An 18,235-nucleotide genomic window follows, 5' to 3' on the forward strand; every position below is an offset into this window, starting at 1 on the left:
CCCGCCAGTAAGACCCCAACAGCCGCCTAAACCCAGTGTGCACAACACGCCAGGCCATAAAACACTTGGCAATGACTTACTCCAATGACCGAACGCAGCCTATTGATCTGACGATTCACTGCCTTACGATTCCTGCCTAGTTTCTCACCAGCAGGCCTCTTGTTCAGTCTCACCAGCCCTAGCCCGATATAGCCCTTATCAGCCAACGTCGAAGAATTTAGGAACCGATTCAACCCGTGCTCCTTGAAGCAATATGCACCGTGCCTAGCCCCAGGTGACGGGTCTGTCATCGCTCAGAGTTTACCGTCAAGTGTGCAGATAATCTGATGATTAAAACCAGCCTTTGTGTGCTTGCCTGAGAAATGTGTTGTACCTCATGAACGCCAGTTCCAGATGGGTATGAGTGTCCCATCAACCACCCATGAGCCAGGGATTCTTAGGCTTTCTTTCAAAGGTCGATTCAGTGGGGAGAGGATGTTCTCTATGGTGTGTTCGATGGTGTTGATGCCCCTGCGATATCGTTGGCTGGGAGGTGCCGAAGAGGTCTGCTAAGAGCTTTTCGGTGAGGTTGTGGCGGTGGTAGAGCAAGGTGGCTTTGAGTCCTTTGGATGGGGTGAGCGCTGATGGTCTGCCGCCTGGTGTGCCTCAGGTGAGTTGGTGGGTGAGGTGTGTGAGTAGTGTGGCGAGTTGCGTAGCTGTTAGTCCTGTTGTGCGTTGGTTGGGCAATGGTCTTTTCCGGTGTGGTGTGAGGTTATGTGTAGTGATTTATCCTCAATTTTTTGCCGTTGGTGGGGTCGTTGTCTAGTTGGTGGGTGTGGGGTGGTTCCTTACTTTTGAATAAGCCTCGTAGAATATAGTTCAAGATACATTCAGTTGAATCCAAGGAGAAAATCGCCAGTGCGTCCCCCTAGAACCTCAGTTATTATGCCGATTCATAATGCTGAAAACACTGTAACAACGGCTATTAAAAGTGTTTTGGAACAGACAGATCAAGACTTTGAGTTAATCCTCGTCGATGATCTTTCTACCGATTCATCTCGTAAAAAAGTAAAAAAATTTCTAGCAGAAGCTCAAGATACACGTGTGAAGTATCTTGAGAATACTGAAAATATAGGTACTGCAGCCACACGCAATAAAGCTCTCGATACAGCTCAGGGCGAGTGGGTTAGTTTTCTAGATTCTGATGACCAATACCACCATCAATTTCTCGAAAAACTACATGCAGCGGCTGATCAGGATATTGATATAGTAGGCAGTGCACATGATTCAGTCTCAAACGGCGAGCACCGGCTTCGCCTAGTATCCCCGGCTAGTACAATGACTGGGCATGAGGCAATTATCCAGTTCTTTACTGGTGGCTCCACCCCGTTCGCATGCGACAAAATCTTTAGGGTTTCAGCACTAGACGGCCTACGTTTTCCTAATCTAAGGTACACGGAGGATCAAGGCTTTACAGTAAACGCATATACGCGAGCGCGTAAAGTCAGGTACATTGAAGATTCGCTCTATTGGTACTCCGTAAACCTACAATCAGTAACGTGGAAGAAGCCCCCTCCGCTTATACATATGTATAACCAATTAGAATATCTCAAAGCAATTACACGGTTTCACCAGGGGAATCAGTTTGAGCAGAGTGCTTTCGCTGCCATCTGGTGTACCATGATGCTCAGTGCAGCCCAACGAGCGCTACGCACTGCTCGCTCTAATGATAAAGAGATTAAAGCCTACGTGAAAGAATGCCAGCTGATGCTACGTCCCAGAATCATCATAAAGGCCATCTTCTCTGCACCACAGCTTGCAGCAGGTTCTATCCTGCTTCGAGTATCACCCAGGGGCTATAAAGCCCTCTACAGCTATTACACTCGAAGGATATACGGGCTCTAAAGTCGCATAAGGGAAGGTGTGCGTCTCATAGCTGCCTACGAGATACACACCTCTCTCTATGTATTTTTACCTCTTTGCTAATGCAACCATGCCAGTCAGGTTCACACTGAAACCTAACAGTGGACCAACGTAGAGTGCAAAGATCGTTCGAGGAATAATATCAAGCGGTATAAAGAAGATGACGAGTATGCTCACCACAGCAGCTGACCCCCATCCCAAAATGTAGAGACGATGCTCATTGGCTGCGAGAACAGCTGTGCCTGATAGAACCAGCAGAGCCATTACAGCGGAAGCAAAGGTTAAGAGAGCTAATACCGGCCCTGCCGATACCGCGTCATAAACTACCTCCTGACCGGGTTTTGCAGGATAGATAATTCTGAAGAGGAACGGTCCTATTATCCAAGCAAGTACCGCACCCAACGCGCCTATACCCAGCAGTCCCAACAACGGTTTACGTAAGGCTATGAGCGGACTCTCACGATTCTGCAAAAAGAGTGAGACAGCCACACTTTGGAATCCTTGCAAAGGAATCATAATAGGTGAGCGAGTTAGCGAAATAGCCAAAGTGAGTACGCCTACCGTCACTATAGCATCCGCATTGTCCTGAGAACTTTCGCTGGCTTTCATGAAAATTGGAAAGCCAGTCATAAGTACAGCAGAAGCTGCTGCTGATAGAACAGCAATAGTCACGTTACGTAGGAATGGTTTAGCTGAGACGTCAGCACGTGCAACAGCGTTTTTACGGCCTTGTCGACTCAGCACAACAAATAAAAACCATATCAGCACAGTGGATACAACTGCAGACTTAATCGCGATTGAGGTACCGATGGCAATTCCAGCGAATGCCATTGCAACCAGACGCCATATACACTCAGCACTACCAATAGCTGAATATAGGTACCACCGTTCCCGTCCAGCAGAAGCACCATTGTAGGCGGAATGAATTGCGTATAGAGCGGCACCAACACAGAGTAGGACAACAGTTGAAGTGGTGTCACGTAAAAAAATAGTAGAGGACCACCCAAAAGAAGTTATCGCTAGTATAACTGCAATGATAATACCGATTACTCCCGCCGCAGGCACCACGTATACACCGGCCTCATATGAAGCATCCGAAGCGGTTTTTACACGATGGGAACTAACTGCGCGAGTAACTTCCTGTTGCACGCCGGAGACCACACCATAAACAGCGAAGATGGCAGACCAGAAAATCATGAAATCTGTGACCTCTTCCCCCGGCAATAAACGTTGAGCGATGACAGTGGCAAGCAGACTAGTTAACGCAGCTACAAGTGAGGTAGCCAGGATAGCAAGTGACTGCCATCGTGTAAGCTTCCCGCGGATAGGCTTAACCCTGCTATTTTCTTGAGGTACATTACTACTCATTCGGGTCTTACCTTTATCTATTGAATCTTGCTACTGAATGATATGGCGGCTCAATGCTTTAGAGCCAGACCAGTTTCGTGCCGCAACTGTTTTAGGTAATAGAGTTACAGCATGCAAACGTGAGGACAGATGCAGATTGGCTATTCGTGCAGCCTTCTGCCAACCCAACGCACGAGAACGAGTAGCTATCTCACTGAAAAACCTTCTCTCCTCATCAAAACGCATACCATCAAGAGCGCTAGATGATGAGTAAGAATTACTATGGCGACGGTACATGAAAGCTACAGTTTGATCATAAAGCAACGAATGGCGATCCATTGCCATATCAAGCAACAGAGCCATATCTAGGACAATCTCATAACCTTGGGGAAAATTATATTTTTTCAAGTCATCTGTGCGCCAAGCTAAAGAAGGGAAATATAACCAGTTACCACGAAGAATGGTCGTGGCAAACTCTTCTCCTTGTATCAAAGAGGATTTTTTAGGTCGATAATAGGCCTTCATCTTTTCCACTAGGGTGTTCGATAATGCATCATTTTCATCGATGACAACTACCCCCGGCTGAAATACTGTTACCTCGGGATGAAATTCAGCTGTTTGCTCAACCCAAGAAACATAATTGGGTAATAGCACATCATCACAGCCCATAATAACAGTCAGCTCGTTTTCAGCTAATTCAACGCAACGACGGAAATTGCCATTCGAACCCAAATTTTGATCATTACGAAGATAGATGACCCGTGGGTCCTCCATCGCTTGCAACCACTCACCAATGGAAGGGTCCGGATACTGATCATCAATCACAACTAGACGCCAATTCTCGCTGGTTTGACGCAAAACTGAGTTTACGGCATCACGCATCTGACGTACGTCACCGTAAAAAGGCATCATGATATCTACAGTCATCAGTTATTTCTCTCCGGAATCTTCCACAGGTGGGGTGGGGCCGTGAAGGTCACGTTGCTCTAGCTGAGCCCTGAGCATGGCTACTTCTTCCGCCAGAGTTCTGGTATCTTCACCCAGCCGCGAAAGGTCTAGAGTCAGGTGCAGGCAAATACCAATCAGCATGATAATTGCCAGCATGAAAAGCAGATTGACGGGCACAATAACGCCTGTCAGGTCAGCCAGTGCACTCAACAGGTGGGGGAAGAGCGCCAGCACGATAATTGCCGCTGATACCAGCAGCCACAGAGCTGCATACTTCTCCTTCATCTTCTGGTTACGCACCTGGGCAAAAACCATGACGAAAATGAGAACCGACAGAATCAGAAAGAAGACATTTGACGGCATATTTAGCCCTCCCCGACTGTTTTCTTACGCGTCATAGAGATACCGAAGGCGAAAAATGATCGCACCAGGTAGATAGCTGACTTGAGAGGCCCCGATGAGGGAGTGCCGCCCTGTCGCTCCCGCATTTCTACCGGCACCTGAATAACCCTGCAACCAGAGCGAATCGCCATCACAGTTGAGTCGATGGTATCGCCCAGGTACTCGGCAGGAAAAAATTCGCAGTACTGTTGAATACCGCGCCGGTTGACCGCGCGGAACCCACTAGTGACGTCGGTAAATTCCTCACCCGAAATGCGGGTAAAGAGGAAAGAGAGCAGGCCCATTGCCCATTTGCGGGGGCCTCGCACCTTATAGGCATCAGAGGCAGCGAAGCGGGAACCAATGACGATATCGGCCCGCCCCAGGCCTTCAATGAGGGTCTCGATAAACTCAGGGGGGTGCTGGCCGTCCGAGTCCATCTGCATAGCGATATCGTAGTCCATACGGCGGGCATACCGGTACCCTGTGCGCATGGCAGCACCAACGCCCATGTTGTAGGGCAGGTCAATGACGAAGGCCCCGGCTTGGCGGGCCGCCTGAGCCGTGTTATCGGTAGAGCCGTCGTTGATAACGACTAGGTCAACCCAGGGAGCCTTAGCCCGAAGATCAGCAATCGTCGCTCCGATTGCCTCTTCCTCATTCCAGGCAGGCATAATCACTAGCACACTAGGGTCTGGCACCGCCGACATGTTTTCATTCATTGAAGGGCTAAGCTCCTGTACCTACTTACTTAACTATTACCGCCATACTGAAGAATCACCTCAGTCTAGCAGTCTAGCGCTCAAAAAGGTCTGCTGCGCAGTGTCGTAAGAGCCTAGTCACATATATCAATTCGATACAAGGCTGCATCACCGACCCTATAGACCTCTGTGTATCCGGGCTGGTTTGATAAATTGTCGATACCAGTAATTTGGCTGTCACGCGCAACCTCTCCAAAGTCAAGGGCGTAGTAGGCATTCTCTTCACGCACAGCCTCGCAGACCTCGGGATGGTCTGCTACATCGTCAAAGTATAGGTTTAACAAACGCTGATTCTCACTTTCTACCCGGAATATATGAGCAGCCGTTACCTTCCGGCCTGCAATCGCATAAGCATAAGCTCCACCGGTACCGGGATCTACCACAATAGTGTTGTCACTGGGAACATTTTCTTCGACATAGTCCAGCACCTGAAGTTCATCCGGACTGATACGCCAGGCATTTAGGGATGGATCGTAGTATTTAGCTACAGTTTCTACATAATCGGTGTAGGGCTTTGCAGTCTGGGTGCCATACCCTAGTTGGAATACAACTAGAACAGTAAGAAATAGACCGCCCACCTGTTTTATAAATCTACTCGGAGTAGACGTTTTCACACTAAGTCCATTGATTTTTTTCACCAAATAATCAGAGACATAATGAATACCAAGAGCAGCCAGTAGACTTGCCATAATAGGCGTCAGCGCAGCAATTCTATATACATCGTTGTACCAGACACCTGTAATGGCGTTCCTGCCTTCTTCGTATGGCAGGTATCTTCCCACCACATAGAAGTAGGCCACCACCAACCATGATCCAACAATCCACAGAGCACGGTTACGACTTCTCGCCACGAAGAAAACACCAAGGAGCATGAAAACGCTGGTCAGCCAATAAGCGTTCATTCCCATAACGCCATTCGTTAGAAATTCTCCCACTGCTTGGGCACTACTTGCTGTAGGTGGCCAATCAAGATAAGGAGCAGGCCTGATAACGCCCCATAAAATCCAGGTAACTAAAAGTAGGCCAACAAGACCAGTAACTTGAAGCCCACCCATCATCGGGGAGAGGGATCCCTCGATAGTAGTTTTTACTTGTAAAGCCATACGAGCTACAACAATAGGTACGGCCATAACTAGCATCGACATCATAGCGCTAGGATGGGCTACCGCCATTCCTAGAACAACCACTATACCCAGTGCAATCCCCTCAGAGGCGCTCATGTGGAGCCGGTGTGAAACACGAAAAACCTGGGCAGTTAGGGCAAGTCCAACTGGAATTAAAGCAATCCCTAGACTGTTAGGGTACAGAATCCCCCAATGAACTAGAAGCAGGGGAAAAGCTGAGAGTGAAGCAGAGAAAACGCCGACCGTCAGAATGGCTATACGGTTAAGGTGAACTGTTGTGTAGGCGAAATACATCATAGAAAGTGGCCATACAATAGATCCCACAACAACTGCCGTAACGTTTACGGCTATAGGTATAGTCGTGTTATCTGTCGCTTGATATACCAGTGCTGCAAGAGCATGCCATACAGCAGGGTAAAAAGATCCAGGTTCATCTCCAGCGGCAACCTTCGAAGCCCCTAATGATGAGGCATTTTCTGTATCTACAAAATAACGAACCAGATTCAAATGGAAAATCTCGTCAAAAGATTGACCAACCCACTCTGGGTTCCTAATAACGCTAGTCATGGTCGCCATGACGAGCCATATACCAATCGCAGCTGAGATATACCACCACTGATCGCCAGGTGACCACCATCGTAGGCGAGTAGCTACCGCGACGCTGCCGCTCTGTCGATCAGCCCTAGTGCGGCTCCGCACCCCTATTGCAGAAAAATATGTAGTCCACAACCAGAAAAAGAGGGCAAAGAATAACGCAAAGCCAAAAACCACCCCGTAAGACCATGAAAGGCCCATGAAGGGAGCGACCATCGAAGCTATAGAAAGAACGCCTATAGATAATGGTGCCGCAAGTCCTAGAGCGTGTACACCTCTTTGACGAGCCCCCACTGCCACGATAAAGCCTGGTGCTAAAACCAGGAAAATACACGCGGCTAAGGGAGTAGTAACATCTTCCCAGCTCATAGAACCCTTTTTCTTTCTAACCAGCAGGTCATACCATACAACGTGCTAGCCCTATACATTTTGCACTGCATTTCAGTCTACAGGGTTCCGTCTCTCTGTAAGCTCAGCCCTAGATATATAGCCAATCGCTTTTCCCTAGTTAGTGCCCAATGGAGCTACACATGCTACATATTAGGTTTCACCCCTGCACCTCTGCGCACCAGACTAAGACTCAGGCGCTTGGAGCCCAATATCTAACTTTCCTTAACCCACTACACTAGATATGTATGAATGTCGCAGGTCACACGACTTGCTGTGTTTGATACCAAGGAGTCAATGATGACCCATACCGTGGGGTAACTATATTCTCGATCGCCTGGCTGAGCTGGGCGTTGATAAGGTCTTCGGCGTACCCGGGGACTTTAACATCTTCTTCCTCGATGACGTATTGGCGCATGAGAAGCTTGATTGGGTGGGCAACGCTAACGAACTCAACGCCGGCTATGCGGCGGACGGCTATGCCCGCGTTAAGGGGCTAGGCGCCCTGGTTACCGAGACCAAGTTCCCCTTTGCGTCACTGATGTGGGGTAAGGCCGTGTTGAACGAGATCAAGCCCAATTTTGCGGGTATTTATGTGGGGAGCCTGTCGCAGCGCTTTGAACATCGTTAAAGAGGTGTCCCTAGAGCTGGGTCTCAGGGGCACTCCCTTTGAGGCTCCCACCAGCGAGGAACCTCTGCCCGATATCACCGATGAGGCTCTCACGCAGGATGTTCTGTGGAAGGTACTCTCATCAAACCTGGATGAGAAGAACACGGTTGTGGTTGATATGGGCACTTCTTTCTTCGGCATGGCTACCCGTAAGTTCCCACGCGATTCTCACTTCATCGGCATGCCCCTGTGGGGTTCCATCGGCTACTCCATCCCGGCCCTGTTGGCGGGGCGGGCGCGTCCGGCTTTAACTCACACGCAGTTACAGCAGGCTAGCTACCCCGAAGACGGTCAGGGCGCCGGTAAAACCGACGAGGCCGATGAGGGTTTCCATGACGGTCCAGGTTTTGAGGGTGGTTTTTTCGTCCATTTCGAAGAAGCGGCTGATGAGCCAGAAGCCGGAGTCGTTGAAGTGAGAGAGCACAATGGATCCTGCCGCAACGGAGACGACCAGGGCAGCAAGTTGGATGGGGTTGTAGTCAGCTGCCAGGACACCGGGGGAAATGAGCCCTGCTGAGGTGGTGAGAGCGACGGTGGCTGACCCTTGTGCTACACGCAGCATGGCTGAGATGAGGAAGCCTGCCACGATGAGGGGAACACCTAGGTCGCCTAGGGTGTCGGCGATAGCGTCTCCGATGCCGGAGGTGCGGAGCACCCCGCCGAACATGCCGCCTGCCCCGGTAATGAGCAGGATGGAGCAGACAGAGGGCAGGGCACTGTCCATGATGTTTTGAATGCTTAGGGCTGATTCTTTGCGTTTATAACCCAGCAGGTACATGGCTAGAAGGCAGGTTAAAAGAAGAGCGACGGGGGTTTCGCCCAGGAGTTTGATGCCTTGGAACCAGGGTTCTTGTGTGGTTTCTGGGGGGAGAACTTCGCCGGCGACCAGCATTTCTAGGCCGTTGTTGAGGAAGATCAGCAGCATGGGGAGCAGCAAGATAAAAAGGACGGTGCCGAAGCTTGGGGGGTTGTGGGGGTCTTTTTGGGCGGTTTCGTGGCCAAGGAGGGCAGGTACGGGCACATTGATGCGGCGGCCAACGAAGCGGCTATAGAGGTAGACGGCGATGTACCAGGTGGGCACAGCGATAAGGAGGGAGATGAGCAGGAGCGTGCCGATGTTTGCTTTGAAGAAGGAGGTCGCCAGAACCACTCCGGGGTGGGGTGGCACAAAGACGTGCATCACGGCTAGGGCGCCGACCACGGGAAGGCCGTAGTAGAGGAGCGATCCACCCACCCAGCGGGCTACGGAGAAGACGATAGGGAGCATAACGACGAGCCCGGCGTTGAAGGAGATAGGGAAGCCAAAGAGGAGGGCTGCGATGCCTAGAGCTAGGGGGGCGCGAGTTTCACCACAGACTGAGATGAGTTTGTGGGCTAGCACTTGTGCGCCGCCGGAGTGCTCTAGCAGGGCCCCGAGCATGGACCCTAGACCCACGAGAAGGACGACGGTGGCGAGGGTTGAGCCGAAACCCTCGAGCATGACGGTAACGATACTCATCAGGGGGATGCCTGCTGCTATGGCAGTGACCAGACTGACGATAATCAGGGCCAGGAAGGCGTGGAGCTTGAATTTGATAATGAGCAGCAGGAGCAACAGGACGGCACCAGTTGCAAGGGCGAGGAGGGGACCGGCGGTGAGGGCCGGGGTCCAGTCATCGGGAAGAGGCATACTGACCTGTTCTTTCTAGGTGTGGGTGGCAACTTTTGTAGTGCTGGGTCTATTATGATTTACCTTCTTGCCTGCGGGCTGCCCTTCTGGCATGTCATGCTTGTTACTGTTGTCACCGCCGGTAGCTATGTGAGCTGCTCATCGGCGTCCGCCCCTTAGATATTCTGGCTGCCAGAGCGTCTGCCTCTCAGGCTCATTGTTTCCATGGTCTGGGCGATCATTCGCTTCTGTAATCTCACGACCTAAAGGGTGTACGGCAGGTTTCTGGTTTTAGACTGGTTTTTATGACTTTTCCTGCATCTCTTCCTTGGACTGAAAAGCTGATTGCCGCCCAGTCCATCAGCCAGACCAGTAATCTGCCCGTGCTTGCCCTCTTGGCGGCTGAGTTTGAGGCTCATGGCCTTACGTCCTATTACACCTATAGCGAGGACGGCGAGCGCGCTAACCTCTTTGTGACCGTACCTGCAGCAGATGGCGGTACGGACGGTGGTGTGGTCTTGTCGGGGCATACGGATGTGGTGCCGGTTGAGGGGCAGGCTTGGACGGTCACTGACCCTTTCACACCTCTTGTTAAGGACGGGAAGCTGTATGGCCGTGGGGCTTCGGATATGAAGTCTTTTATTGGGTCGGCTATGTGGTTGTTGCCGCAGCTGATGCAGGTGGATTTGGTGAGGCCGGTGCATTTCGCTTTTTCTTATGATGAGGAGGTTGGTTGTGCGGGTGCTCCTGCCATGATTGAGGATTTCCGGGAGCGCGGTATTGCCCCTGATTTCGCGGTGATTGGTGAGCCGTCGATGATGCAGGTAATTTCGGCTCATAAGGGTTCTCATCGTGGCCGGGTGACCTTTAAGGGTATTGCTAAGCATGCGTCTTTGGGCCCGCATGGTGTGAATGCTTTGGCGCAGGCGGCGGAGTTTATTACTTTCTTTGAGAAGTTGGCTGCTACTTGGCGGGCTGAGGGCCCTTTTGATGAGGGTTTTGTGGTGCCTTATTCTACGGGCGGGGTGAATTTTGCTCGTGGTGGTATTCAGTACAACATTGTGGGTGAGCATGTGGTTTTGGAGTATGATTTCCGCACTGTTCCGCAGATGACTACCGCTGAGGTGGTGGCTCAGGTTGAGGCGAAGATCGCCGATGATTTGTTGCCTGCCTTGAAGGCGCGGGCGGCGGACGCTGAGGTTTTGGCTGGCGCTGCTTCTGGTGAGTTTGTGGGCGCGGTGGGTATTACTCATGAGTTGCTTGCTGCGGTGCCGCCTTTGGGTACTGCTGATGGGGCTGAGGTGATTGGCTTGGCTAATGGGTGGGCTGGTCGTGCGGGTTCTATGGAGTCGCAGAAGGTGACTTATGGTACTGAGGCTGGCCAGTTTGCCCTTTATGGTGGGGTGCAGGCGGTGGTTTGTGGCCCTGGTGATATTGCCCAGGCTCATACCCCTAATGAGTGGATTGATTTGAGTCAGATTGAGGCGTGTGACCGTTTTATGGTGAAGGTCTTGGAGTGGGCTAGGGGCCAGTAGTCCCTTGGCGTCCGAAGAGGTGGCGGAGGTGCCTGGGCAGGGTGTGGCGGTGTTGCCAGGCTGCTAGGGCACTCCACCCTATGAGGGCTCCTAGGGTGTTGTTGAAGATGTCTTCTGCGTCGAAGGTGCGGATGGCGCAGTCGTAGTAGCCCCAGATGCCGGTTACTTGGGTTAGTTCGATGGTGAGGGAGGCGCTGAAGGCGCTGAACATGACGGTGCGGAAGCTTGCTCCCCAGCGCCAGCGGGCTAGGAAGCCAAAGGGTAGGAAGAGTAAGACGTTGAGTAGCATCTGCAGCATGTAGGTGGAGAAGAGGGCGCCGAGTAGGCCATCGTTTGCTGCTATGGCGAATTGGAGGCTCCAGCCGAGGTAGAAGCGGGGGTAGGTGTTGCCCCAGCCGTCGGGGCAGATGAAGGTGTCTTGATCGGGTAGGGGTAGGAAGGTGTAGGCGATGACCCCGGTGGCGTAGAGGACGAGGACGCTGGTGGCAGCTATGCGGCGTAGGAGCCTGCGGGTAGGTAGTTTACGGCCGCACCAACAGAGGGTGGGCACGATAAATATCATGAGCAGGGCCCAGAGGGAGAGTGCTTGGTGGAGCACTGGGATGGAGAAGTGGAAGTAGTACCGCATGGCCTCGTAGGTGGTGGGGTGCTGTGTGCTTGAGTGTATCGATTTTAGCTGGGTCTTTACAGGGAGTGTTAGGTTCTGTGCGAGGGGTTTGGGTGAGGGCTCCTAGGGCAAGACCGGCACTTGCGGCTAGCGCTGTATGTGGGGCAGGGGTGGTGCGCTGAATAACAGGGGAGCAGTCTGGGTGTAATTGAAGTGACATATAGATGTAATTTTTCACAAAGACCTGTCTTTATGAGCCTTACGGGTTTCTTTCCTCAGCTTCATCGGGTAGAGTTTTACTGAGGCTGTCAATTGTTTATTTTTTAAGAAACTTTATGACGGGTTGCCCAAAGGCTTTCTAAGTTTGAGTTGAATGAACCACCTTGCAACTCGTTAGACGGGCTCGCGTTGATGGTTGTGGTTCCCCTCAGCGCGAGCCTCTCTATAGCAAAGGGTCTTGCCCCGCAGAAGCGGGAGCAAGACCCTTTCTTTTTACCCTCAACGGGGTGAAGGCGTTACCTCTTTAGTGGGCGACAGCCGCACGGCTACGGTGCTGCACGATATCGATAACTGCACCTACAACAGCGGCGATAAAGGTAGGTAGGACCCAGCCCAAATCGTAGGAGTGAGCAGGAGCCCAGCCAATCAGAGGCTCAATGACGCTTGAACCCAGACTATGAGAGTTCAGGGTCATCAGAAGAGCCCAAATCACTGAAATAACCAGAGCAAAGCGGTGAGTCAGGTTCATCCAGGGGGCGCGCAAGGCAGCCTCAACCAGGGTCAGGACGACCAGGGTCAGCGCCGGCGGGTAGAGGGTGGTAATAATCGGGACAGCGAAGCTCATCAGGTTTTCCAGGCCGAAGGAAGCCAGCACAAAGGCAATGAAGGTGAAAACGATAGCCCAGGCACGGTAGGAAATCCCAGGGAGCAGCTTATTGAAGAAGGAGCTGGTGGCACCAATCAAACCTACGGCGGTAGTCAAGCAGGCTAGCAGTACGATTAGACCAAAGATGATAGCGCCGGGGCCGCCCATAGTCTGAGCAGCGGCATCGGTTAGCAGGGCTGCACCGTCCTTATAGCCTTGGCCATCAGCAATGTGCTTACCGATGTAGCCTAGGCCCAGGTAGAAGGCACCCAGCAGGACACCTGCGATGCTACCGGCAAGAATCACACCGCGCAGCAGCTCGTTACGACCGGTGATGCCCTTTTCACGCAGGGAGGCGATGACGATAATACCGAAGGCCAGACCTGCCAGGGAGTCCATGGTGAGGTAGCCCTTAACAAAGCCGGTAGCAAAAGCACCGTTGACGTAATCTTCGGTGGGGGCAGAGGCCGGAGAGTGCAAGGTAATGAAGCTCATGACCACCAGCACAGCCAGCAGAATAACCAGGGCAGGGGTCAGATACTTACCGAGCTTATCGACAATGCCGGTGGGATTCATTGCCAGGGCGTAGGAGATACCGAAGAAGATAGCGGCAAAGATGATGGTAGGAAGCATGCCCCCCTCGTTGAAGCGGGGTTCAACGGCCATGGCGTAGCTGACGGTAGCGGTACGTGGCAGGGCGTAGAGGGCACCGATAGACAGGTAGACCAGGGGCGGGAAGAGCAGGGCAAAAATCTTGCCACCGCGTGATGCCAGATCTTGCATGTCGCGGCCGGTCACAGCCAGCGCGATGACCGCAAGAATAGGCATAAGGACGCCGGTAACAAGGAAGCCGATAATGGCGGGGGTGAATTTCTCTCCTGATTCTGCGCCGAGCATGGCCGGGAAGATGAGGTTTCCTGCGCCGAAGAACATGGAGAAGAGCATCAGTGCGATAAACACGATGCTCATCATGGGTGATGATGACTTAACGGATGTTGATTTCATAGGTAAAAGAAAGGGGTAGTTCTGTGTATGGACGAATGGAGTCAGTCTACTCCTCTTAAAAGCTAGAAAGGGGCGTTAGAGCCTTCTTCTAAGTTTCAGGTCTGTAAACTGATAAGGATGTTCGCATTGTGAAACTGAGGCGAAAGGGGGGCCGTAATGCGTATTTCACGTATTTATAACAATAATGTGGCGCTGGCCCAGTCCTACACAGGTGACCACATGGTGGTCATTGGTCGGGGTTTAGCCTTTGGTAAGCGCAAGGGCGACATGCTAGATCCCACCTTAATTGAGCAGACTTTTGTCCCTGAACATGGCACCCCCGATGAGCATTTAGCCGGGTCCCTGGCCAAGATTCCCTCTGAGATTTTGGGGCTAGCTACTGAGCTTGAGTTTCTGGTCAAGGCTGAGGGCATTACGATTTCTCATTCCTTTATTGTGCCGGTGGCCGACCATATAAGTTATGCGGTGGTGCGCGCCCGTGAGGGCTTGTCCGTGGATTACCCTTTGGCTCTTGAAGTTTCTCAGCTCTACCCGCAAGAGGTTCGCTTTGGTCGGCGCGCCTTGGAGCTAGTGAAGGAGCGTCTGGGGGTTGAACTGCCTGAGGTGGAGGCTATCCCCTTGGCTATGCACCTGGTAAATTCGCAGTTTGCTTCTGAGAGCATGGGTGGCACCTACCGTATGACCGAGGTTTTTGCCCAGATTTTTGAGGTGATTGGGGCCGGTTTTGGCGGCCCTATGGATCGGTCACTGATGAGCGCAGCTCGTTTCGTGACGCATCTGCGCTATCTCTTTGCCCGCGCGAGCGCCGCCCAGGCTACGGACGTGGGCACTAGCGTCCCCCTGCTCTTGGAGAGTTTGAAGGAGGCTCACCCCCGCGCTTTTGCTGTAGCTACTAAGGTGAAGCTGGTACTTGAGGTGCATCTGGGGCAGAACCTGACGGACGATGAGCTGACCTATTTGACGATTCATATTGCCCGTTTGGCCCGGGACCAGTACGGTATCTCCTAGCGTTGTTGGCCCTATTCTTTCTCTCTTCACCCCGAGATAACCTCTAGGGTGAAGAGAGAAAGAGTAGGGTCATTGGCTTGTTTTCCGGACGCCAAGGTGACGCAATCTCGATATCAACAGTTCCGGACGCTGCGCCAGGTCACCCCAGGTAGCACGCAGGACCGTCCACCCTGCCAGTTCTAATTCCCGTTGCCGCAGCGTATCGTTACGCAACTGCGCATCGGTGGACCGATAGGCTCCGTAATACTTATGTAGACCGTCTACCTCAAGAAGTAGTTTGAGGTCAGGCCACGCAAAGTCAGCTCGGTACAGGCGACCGGAGGGGGTCATGATCTCAAACTGTTGAATAGGCTGTTCGATTCCTCCCTGATAGAGGCGAAGTCTGGCAAAGGACTCTAAAGGAGATTCGCTCAGCGGGCTCATCAGATGAGCCACAACACGTATTTTCTGGGAGCCTCGTCCCACAATTTGCTCTAGTTCTTCTCGCACCATGTCGAGTTTAAGATTCCCATGTTTTAAAAAGAAATCTACGATAGCTAGCGACTCTTGCAGAGGCATAGTTTTTCCGCAGTCTACAACGGTAGTTAGCGGGTTCGTGACTTTGACTCCGCCTAAATCAGTAGCCAGAGAGCATTCCGTTACCTTATGGCTATGTAGGACTGCCTGTGGGTGCCCCGACTTATTGGTACCTAAGAGGGAAAGATGCACCTTAGGGGGTAGGGTCAGCAGCGGTGCGCCCCATAGCAGGGTGGCCGACTGGTGACTTACTACGGCTGTGGGACGGTTTTTCTGAAGGGCTACTGCCATAGCTTTGGCTCGGTCGCTGTCTGTGCAGTGTCGTGCGATGTCGCCTTTGAGGTAGATCCCGCGGGTCAAGCGTATAAGTTCGCCTCTGCGGCGCTTTGCACTGATGAGGTTATTGCTCATACCTGAGTCTTTTAGTTCGCGGTGGGTGTGCATGGCTGAACAGATATGTGAGAGGTTGAGTTCCATGCCGTTACTGTGGCAAAAAAGGTTTGGGCGTTTCAAGCAACCCTATTCATTTCTGTGGATAACCCTCATTTCTGCTCGTCAAATGCCTGTGGATAAGATCGCTAGAAGTTTCCCCTTTCCCGTCACAAATAACACCCTATTCTTTCTCTCTTCACCCCGAGATAACCTCTAGGGTCATGAGAGAAAGAGTAGGGCGATGCGACTGGAGATATCAAGGACGCTGGTGCCGGCTGACAGAGCATTAGTGAGTTGCTGGGCGGTTGAGATGGTTGGCATGTCAGAAAATCTTTCAAATAATTCATCAATGTACTTTTATACCGCCTACACTACCCTTTTTGACTAAAACGCAAACCTCACCAACCTACACAAAAAAATCACCTTACCCTCACCTCTTCACCTCACCTAAATACTTTACAAGGAAAGTATTTGGGAGTAGATTAAAACCATAAAAACAACACCACAATCTCGAAAGGTCACCATTATGCAATTCGGCATCTTCTCCGTCGGCGACATCACCATGGATCCCACCACAGGCAAGACCCCCAGCGAATACGAGCGCCAAAAGGCCATCATTGAAATTGCAAAGAAGGCTGACGAGGTTGGCCTGGATGTCTTTGCCGTCGGCCAGCACCACAACCCACCCTTCATTGCCTCCTCACCGACCACCACCCTGGCCTACATTGCAGCTCAGACCAAGAACATCCTGCTGTCAACCGCCACCACCTTGATTACCACTACCGACCCCGTACGCATCGCCGAAGACTATGGCACCCTACAGCACCTAACCGACGGCCGTATGGACCTCATGCTGGGACGCGGTAATACCGGCCCCGTTTACCCCTGGTTCGGTAAGGACATCCGCCAGGGTGTCAACCTGGCCATTGAAAACTATGCCCTGCTGCGTAAGCTCTGGAGCGAACAGGTGGTCAACTGGTCCGGCAACTTCCGCACCCCGCTCAACGCCTTCTCCGTAACCCCGCAACCCCTGGACGGCACCGCCCCCTTCGTCTGGCACGGCTCGATTCGCACCCCCGAGATCGCTGAGCAGGCCGCCTACTACGGGGACGGTTTCTTCCACAACAACATCTTCTGGAACAAGGAACACACCCAGCAGATGATCAACCTCTACCGCGAGCGCTATGAGCATTACGGCCACGGCACCGCCGAGCAGGCCATCGTGGGCCTGGGTGGTCAGGTCTTCATGAGCAAGAACTCCCAGGACGCCGTTGCTAAGTTCCGCCCCTACTTCGACAATGCCCCGGTCTACGGCGGCGGCCCTTCTCTGGAAGATTTTGCTGACCAGACCCCGCTGACCGTGGGTTCACCCCAGCAGGTCATTGAAAAGACTCTATCCTTCCGCGACTATGCTGGCGACTACCAGCGTCAGCTCTTCTTGGTAGATCACGCGGGCCTGCCCCTCAAGGAGGTCCTACATCAGATTGAGATGCTGGGCGAGCAGGTTGTGCCCGTCCTGCGCGAGGAGTTCGCTAAGCTACGTCCTTCCGGTGTACCTGAGGCCCCCGTCCACCCTCGCTATGCTGCCTACTTGGCCGAGCAGGGTAAGTAGAGAGCAGGAACCCCATCATGATCACTCCTTCTATCCTTGTTGTCACGGCAGGTTTGGGTGAGCCGTCCACAACCGCTCTGCTGGGTGAGAACCTCAGTGAGGCTACCGCCCACGCCCTAGCTGTTGCTGGAGTTGAGGCGAGCTTCACCCAGATTTCGCTCCGCTCTCTAGCTACCGATATCACCAACCACTACCTCACCGGTTTCCCTATGGGCAAGCTGGCTACCGCCTTGGATCAGGTGAGGGAGGCTGACGCTCTGATTGTGGTAACCCCGGTCTTCAAGGCCAGCTATTCGGGGCTCTTCAAAAGCTTCTGGGACCTTGTCGAGGACGGTTCTCTGGCAGGTAAGCCCGTGCTGATTGCTGCTACCGGCGGCACCGCCCGCCACTCTCTGGTATTGGAGACGGCCATGCGTCCGCTCTTTAGCTATCTCAAAGCAATCGTAGCCCCCTCGGGCGTCTTTGCTGCGACCGAGGACTTCGGTTCCGACAGGAGCTTGGTTTCGCGCATCTCCAAGGCAGCTACCGAGTTTGCCCAGTTGGTGCTTTGGGCGCTCGGGGCGGCAACCTCCGCAGAACAGGCAGCCCAGCAGGCGAGTAAGGGCGGGGCTAGGACGGCCAAGCAGCAGACAGTTCAGGACGCCAACGCCGGTTCCTTCTTTGGAATTCTTGAAAAAGAGCGGGGTGGCCAGGCACCTGCGGCAGCCTACAAGGCCCCGGGGCTAGAAGCCCTGACGGTCACCCCTTTTGAGGAATTACTTAAAGGGAACACACCGAGTATCTAGGGGGCGATCTACCGATACAGCAATGGCGGGGAGGGCAGAAACTCTCCCCGCCATTCTTTAAAAGTCTCTAAATTGTAACTGATCGCACCCGGCGGCAGGTGGGTGCGT

Annotated in this window: 15 protein-coding genes; 6 read left to right on the top strand and 9 right to left on the bottom strand. The window is 52.6% G+C overall.

Annotation, left to right across the window (positions count from 1 at the left end):
* Positions 1 to 897 precede the first annotated feature (897 nt).
* Complete coding sequence (locus ACEE09_RS01755) at positions 898 to 1,884, top strand: glycosyltransferase family 2 protein (RefSeq protein ID WP_449081526.1); 987 nt, start codon at positions 898 to 900, stop codon at positions 1,882 to 1,884.
* 66 nt (positions 1,885 to 1,950) lie between these two features.
* Here ACEE09_RS01755 and ACEE09_RS01760 read toward each other — a convergent pair whose 3' ends face one another.
* The 5 genes from ACEE09_RS01760 to ACEE09_RS01780 form a co-directional block, all read right to left on the bottom strand.
* Positions 1,951 to 3,270 (bottom strand): hypothetical protein, encoded by a 1,320-nt coding sequence (locus tag ACEE09_RS01760; protein ID WP_449081527.1) that lies wholly within the window; start codon positions 3,268 to 3,270, stop codon positions 1,951 to 1,953.
* Positions 3,271 to 3,300: 30 nt separating this feature from the next.
* The gene (locus ACEE09_RS01765; RefSeq protein ID WP_449081528.1) at positions 3,301 to 4,176 is read right to left on the bottom strand and encodes a glycosyltransferase family 2 protein; all 876 of its coding nucleotides are present in this window, start codon (positions 4,174 to 4,176) and stop codon (positions 3,301 to 3,303) included.
* A 3-nt stretch (positions 4,177 to 4,179) separates the two neighbouring features.
* Positions 4,180 to 4,560 (bottom strand): DUF2304 domain-containing protein, encoded by a 381-nt coding sequence (locus ACEE09_RS01770; RefSeq protein ID WP_449081530.1) that lies wholly within the window; start codon positions 4,558 to 4,560, stop codon positions 4,180 to 4,182.
* 2 nt (positions 4,561 to 4,562) lie between these two features.
* Entirely contained in the window at positions 4,563 to 5,300 is a 738-nt protein-coding gene (locus ACEE09_RS01775; RefSeq protein WP_449081532.1) for a glycosyltransferase family 2 protein, read from the bottom strand.
* A 113-nt stretch (positions 5,301 to 5,413) separates the two neighbouring features.
* Entirely contained in the window at positions 5,414 to 7,426 is a 2,013-nt protein-coding gene (locus tag ACEE09_RS01780; protein WP_449081534.1) for a DUF6541 family protein, read from the bottom strand.
* A 364-nt stretch (positions 7,427 to 7,790) separates the two neighbouring features.
* Between ACEE09_RS01780 and ACEE09_RS01785 the strand changes: the two genes are divergently transcribed.
* Positions 7,791 to 8,075 carry a thiamine pyrophosphate-binding protein gene (locus ACEE09_RS01785; RefSeq protein WP_449081645.1) on the top strand — a complete coding sequence of 95 codons (285 nt, stop codon included), beginning with the start codon at positions 7,791 to 7,793 and terminating at the stop codon, positions 8,073 to 8,075.
* Between the two features lie 301 nt (positions 8,076 to 8,376).
* Here the strand turns inward: ACEE09_RS01785 and ACEE09_RS01790 are convergent, their stop codons facing one another.
* The gene (locus tag ACEE09_RS01790) at positions 8,377 to 9,783 is read right to left on the bottom strand and encodes a GntP family permease (protein WP_449081535.1); all 1,407 of its coding nucleotides are present in this window, start codon (positions 9,781 to 9,783) and stop codon (positions 8,377 to 8,379) included.
* 284 nt (positions 9,784 to 10,067) lie between these two features.
* On the opposite strand from ACEE09_RS01790, the gene ACEE09_RS01795 reads away from it, so the two are divergent.
* Complete coding sequence (locus ACEE09_RS01795) at positions 10,068 to 11,297, top strand: acetylornithine deacetylase (protein ID WP_449081537.1); 1,230 nt, start codon at positions 10,068 to 10,070, stop codon at positions 11,295 to 11,297.
* Here the strand turns inward: ACEE09_RS01795 and ACEE09_RS01800 are convergent.
* On the bottom strand, positions 11,284 to 11,925 hold the full coding sequence (locus tag ACEE09_RS01800) for a VanZ family protein (protein WP_449081539.1): 642 nt from the start codon (positions 11,923 to 11,925) through the stop codon (positions 11,284 to 11,286). The genes ACEE09_RS01795 and ACEE09_RS01800 overlap by 14 nt on opposite strands.
* 502 nt (positions 11,926 to 12,427) lie before the next feature.
* The gene (gene brnQ / locus ACEE09_RS01805; protein ID WP_449081540.1) at positions 12,428 to 13,729 is read right to left on the bottom strand and encodes a branched-chain amino acid transport system II carrier protein; all 1,302 of its coding nucleotides are present in this window, start codon (positions 13,727 to 13,729) and stop codon (positions 12,428 to 12,430) included.
* 201 nt (positions 13,730 to 13,930) lie between these two features.
* Between brnQ and ACEE09_RS01810 the strand changes: the two genes are divergently transcribed.
* Positions 13,931 to 14,782 (top strand): PRD domain-containing protein, encoded by an 852-nt coding sequence (locus tag ACEE09_RS01810; protein WP_449081542.1) that lies wholly within the window; start codon positions 13,931 to 13,933, stop codon positions 14,780 to 14,782.
* Positions 14,783 to 14,851: 69 nt separating this feature from the next.
* Here the strand turns inward: ACEE09_RS01810 and ACEE09_RS01815 are convergent, their stop codons facing one another.
* The gene (locus tag ACEE09_RS01815; RefSeq protein ID WP_449081544.1) at positions 14,852 to 15,811 is read right to left on the bottom strand and encodes a hypothetical protein; all 960 of its coding nucleotides are present in this window, start codon (positions 15,809 to 15,811) and stop codon (positions 14,852 to 14,854) included.
* 445 nt (positions 15,812 to 16,256) lie between these two features.
* Here ACEE09_RS01815 and ACEE09_RS01820 point away from each other — a divergent pair, with 445 nt between their 5' ends.
* On the top strand, positions 16,257 to 17,342 hold the full coding sequence (locus tag ACEE09_RS01820; RefSeq protein WP_449081546.1) for an LLM class flavin-dependent oxidoreductase: 1,086 nt from the start codon (positions 16,257 to 16,259) through the stop codon (positions 17,340 to 17,342).
* A gap of 17 nt (positions 17,343 to 17,359) precedes the next feature.
* Entirely contained in the window at positions 17,360 to 18,127 is a 768-nt protein-coding gene (locus tag ACEE09_RS01825) for a CE1759 family FMN reductase (RefSeq protein WP_449081548.1), read from the top strand.
* Positions 18,128 to 18,235 lie beyond the last annotated feature (108 nt).

It is taken from the genome of Rothia sp. 88186D007BW (assembly GCF_053544215.1).

Excerpts from the sequence above, each read along its gene's own strand:
- ACEE09_RS01760 (WP_449081527.1), bottom strand. The coding sequence starts at position 3,270 with ATGAGTAGTAATGTACCTCAAGAAAATAGCAGGGTTAAGCCTATCCGC.
- ACEE09_RS01765 (WP_449081528.1), bottom strand. The coding sequence starts at position 4,176 with ATGACTGTAGATATCATGATGCCTTTTTACGGTGACGTACGTCAGATG.
- ACEE09_RS01770 (WP_449081530.1), bottom strand. The coding sequence starts at position 4,560 with ATGCCGTCAAATGTCTTCTTTCTGATTCTGTCGGTTCTCATTTTCGTC.
- ACEE09_RS01775 (WP_449081532.1), bottom strand. The coding sequence starts at position 5,300 with ATGAATGAAAACATGTCGGCGGTGCCAGACCCTAGTGTGCTAGTGATT.
- ACEE09_RS01780 (WP_449081534.1), bottom strand. The coding sequence starts at position 7,426 with ATGAGCTGGGAAGATGTTACTACTCCCTTAGCCGCGTGTATTTTCCTG.
- ACEE09_RS01790 (WP_449081535.1), bottom strand. The coding sequence starts at position 9,783 with ATGCCTCTTCCCGATGACTGGACCCCGGCCCTCACCGCCGGTCCCCTC.
- ACEE09_RS01795 (WP_449081537.1), top strand. The coding sequence starts at position 10,068 with ATGACTTTTCCTGCATCTCTTCCTTGGACTGAAAAGCTGATTGCCGCC.
- ACEE09_RS01800 (WP_449081539.1), bottom strand. The coding sequence starts at position 11,925 with ATGCGGTACTACTTCCACTTCTCCATCCCAGTGCTCCACCAAGCACTC.
- ACEE09_RS01810 (WP_449081542.1), top strand. The coding sequence starts at position 13,931 with ATGCGTATTTCACGTATTTATAACAATAATGTGGCGCTGGCCCAGTCC.
- ACEE09_RS01820 (WP_449081546.1), top strand. The coding sequence starts at position 16,257 with ATGCAATTCGGCATCTTCTCCGTCGGCGACATCACCATGGATCCCACC.
- ACEE09_RS01825 (WP_449081548.1), top strand. The coding sequence starts at position 17,360 with ATGATCACTCCTTCTATCCTTGTTGTCACGGCAGGTTTGGGTGAGCCG.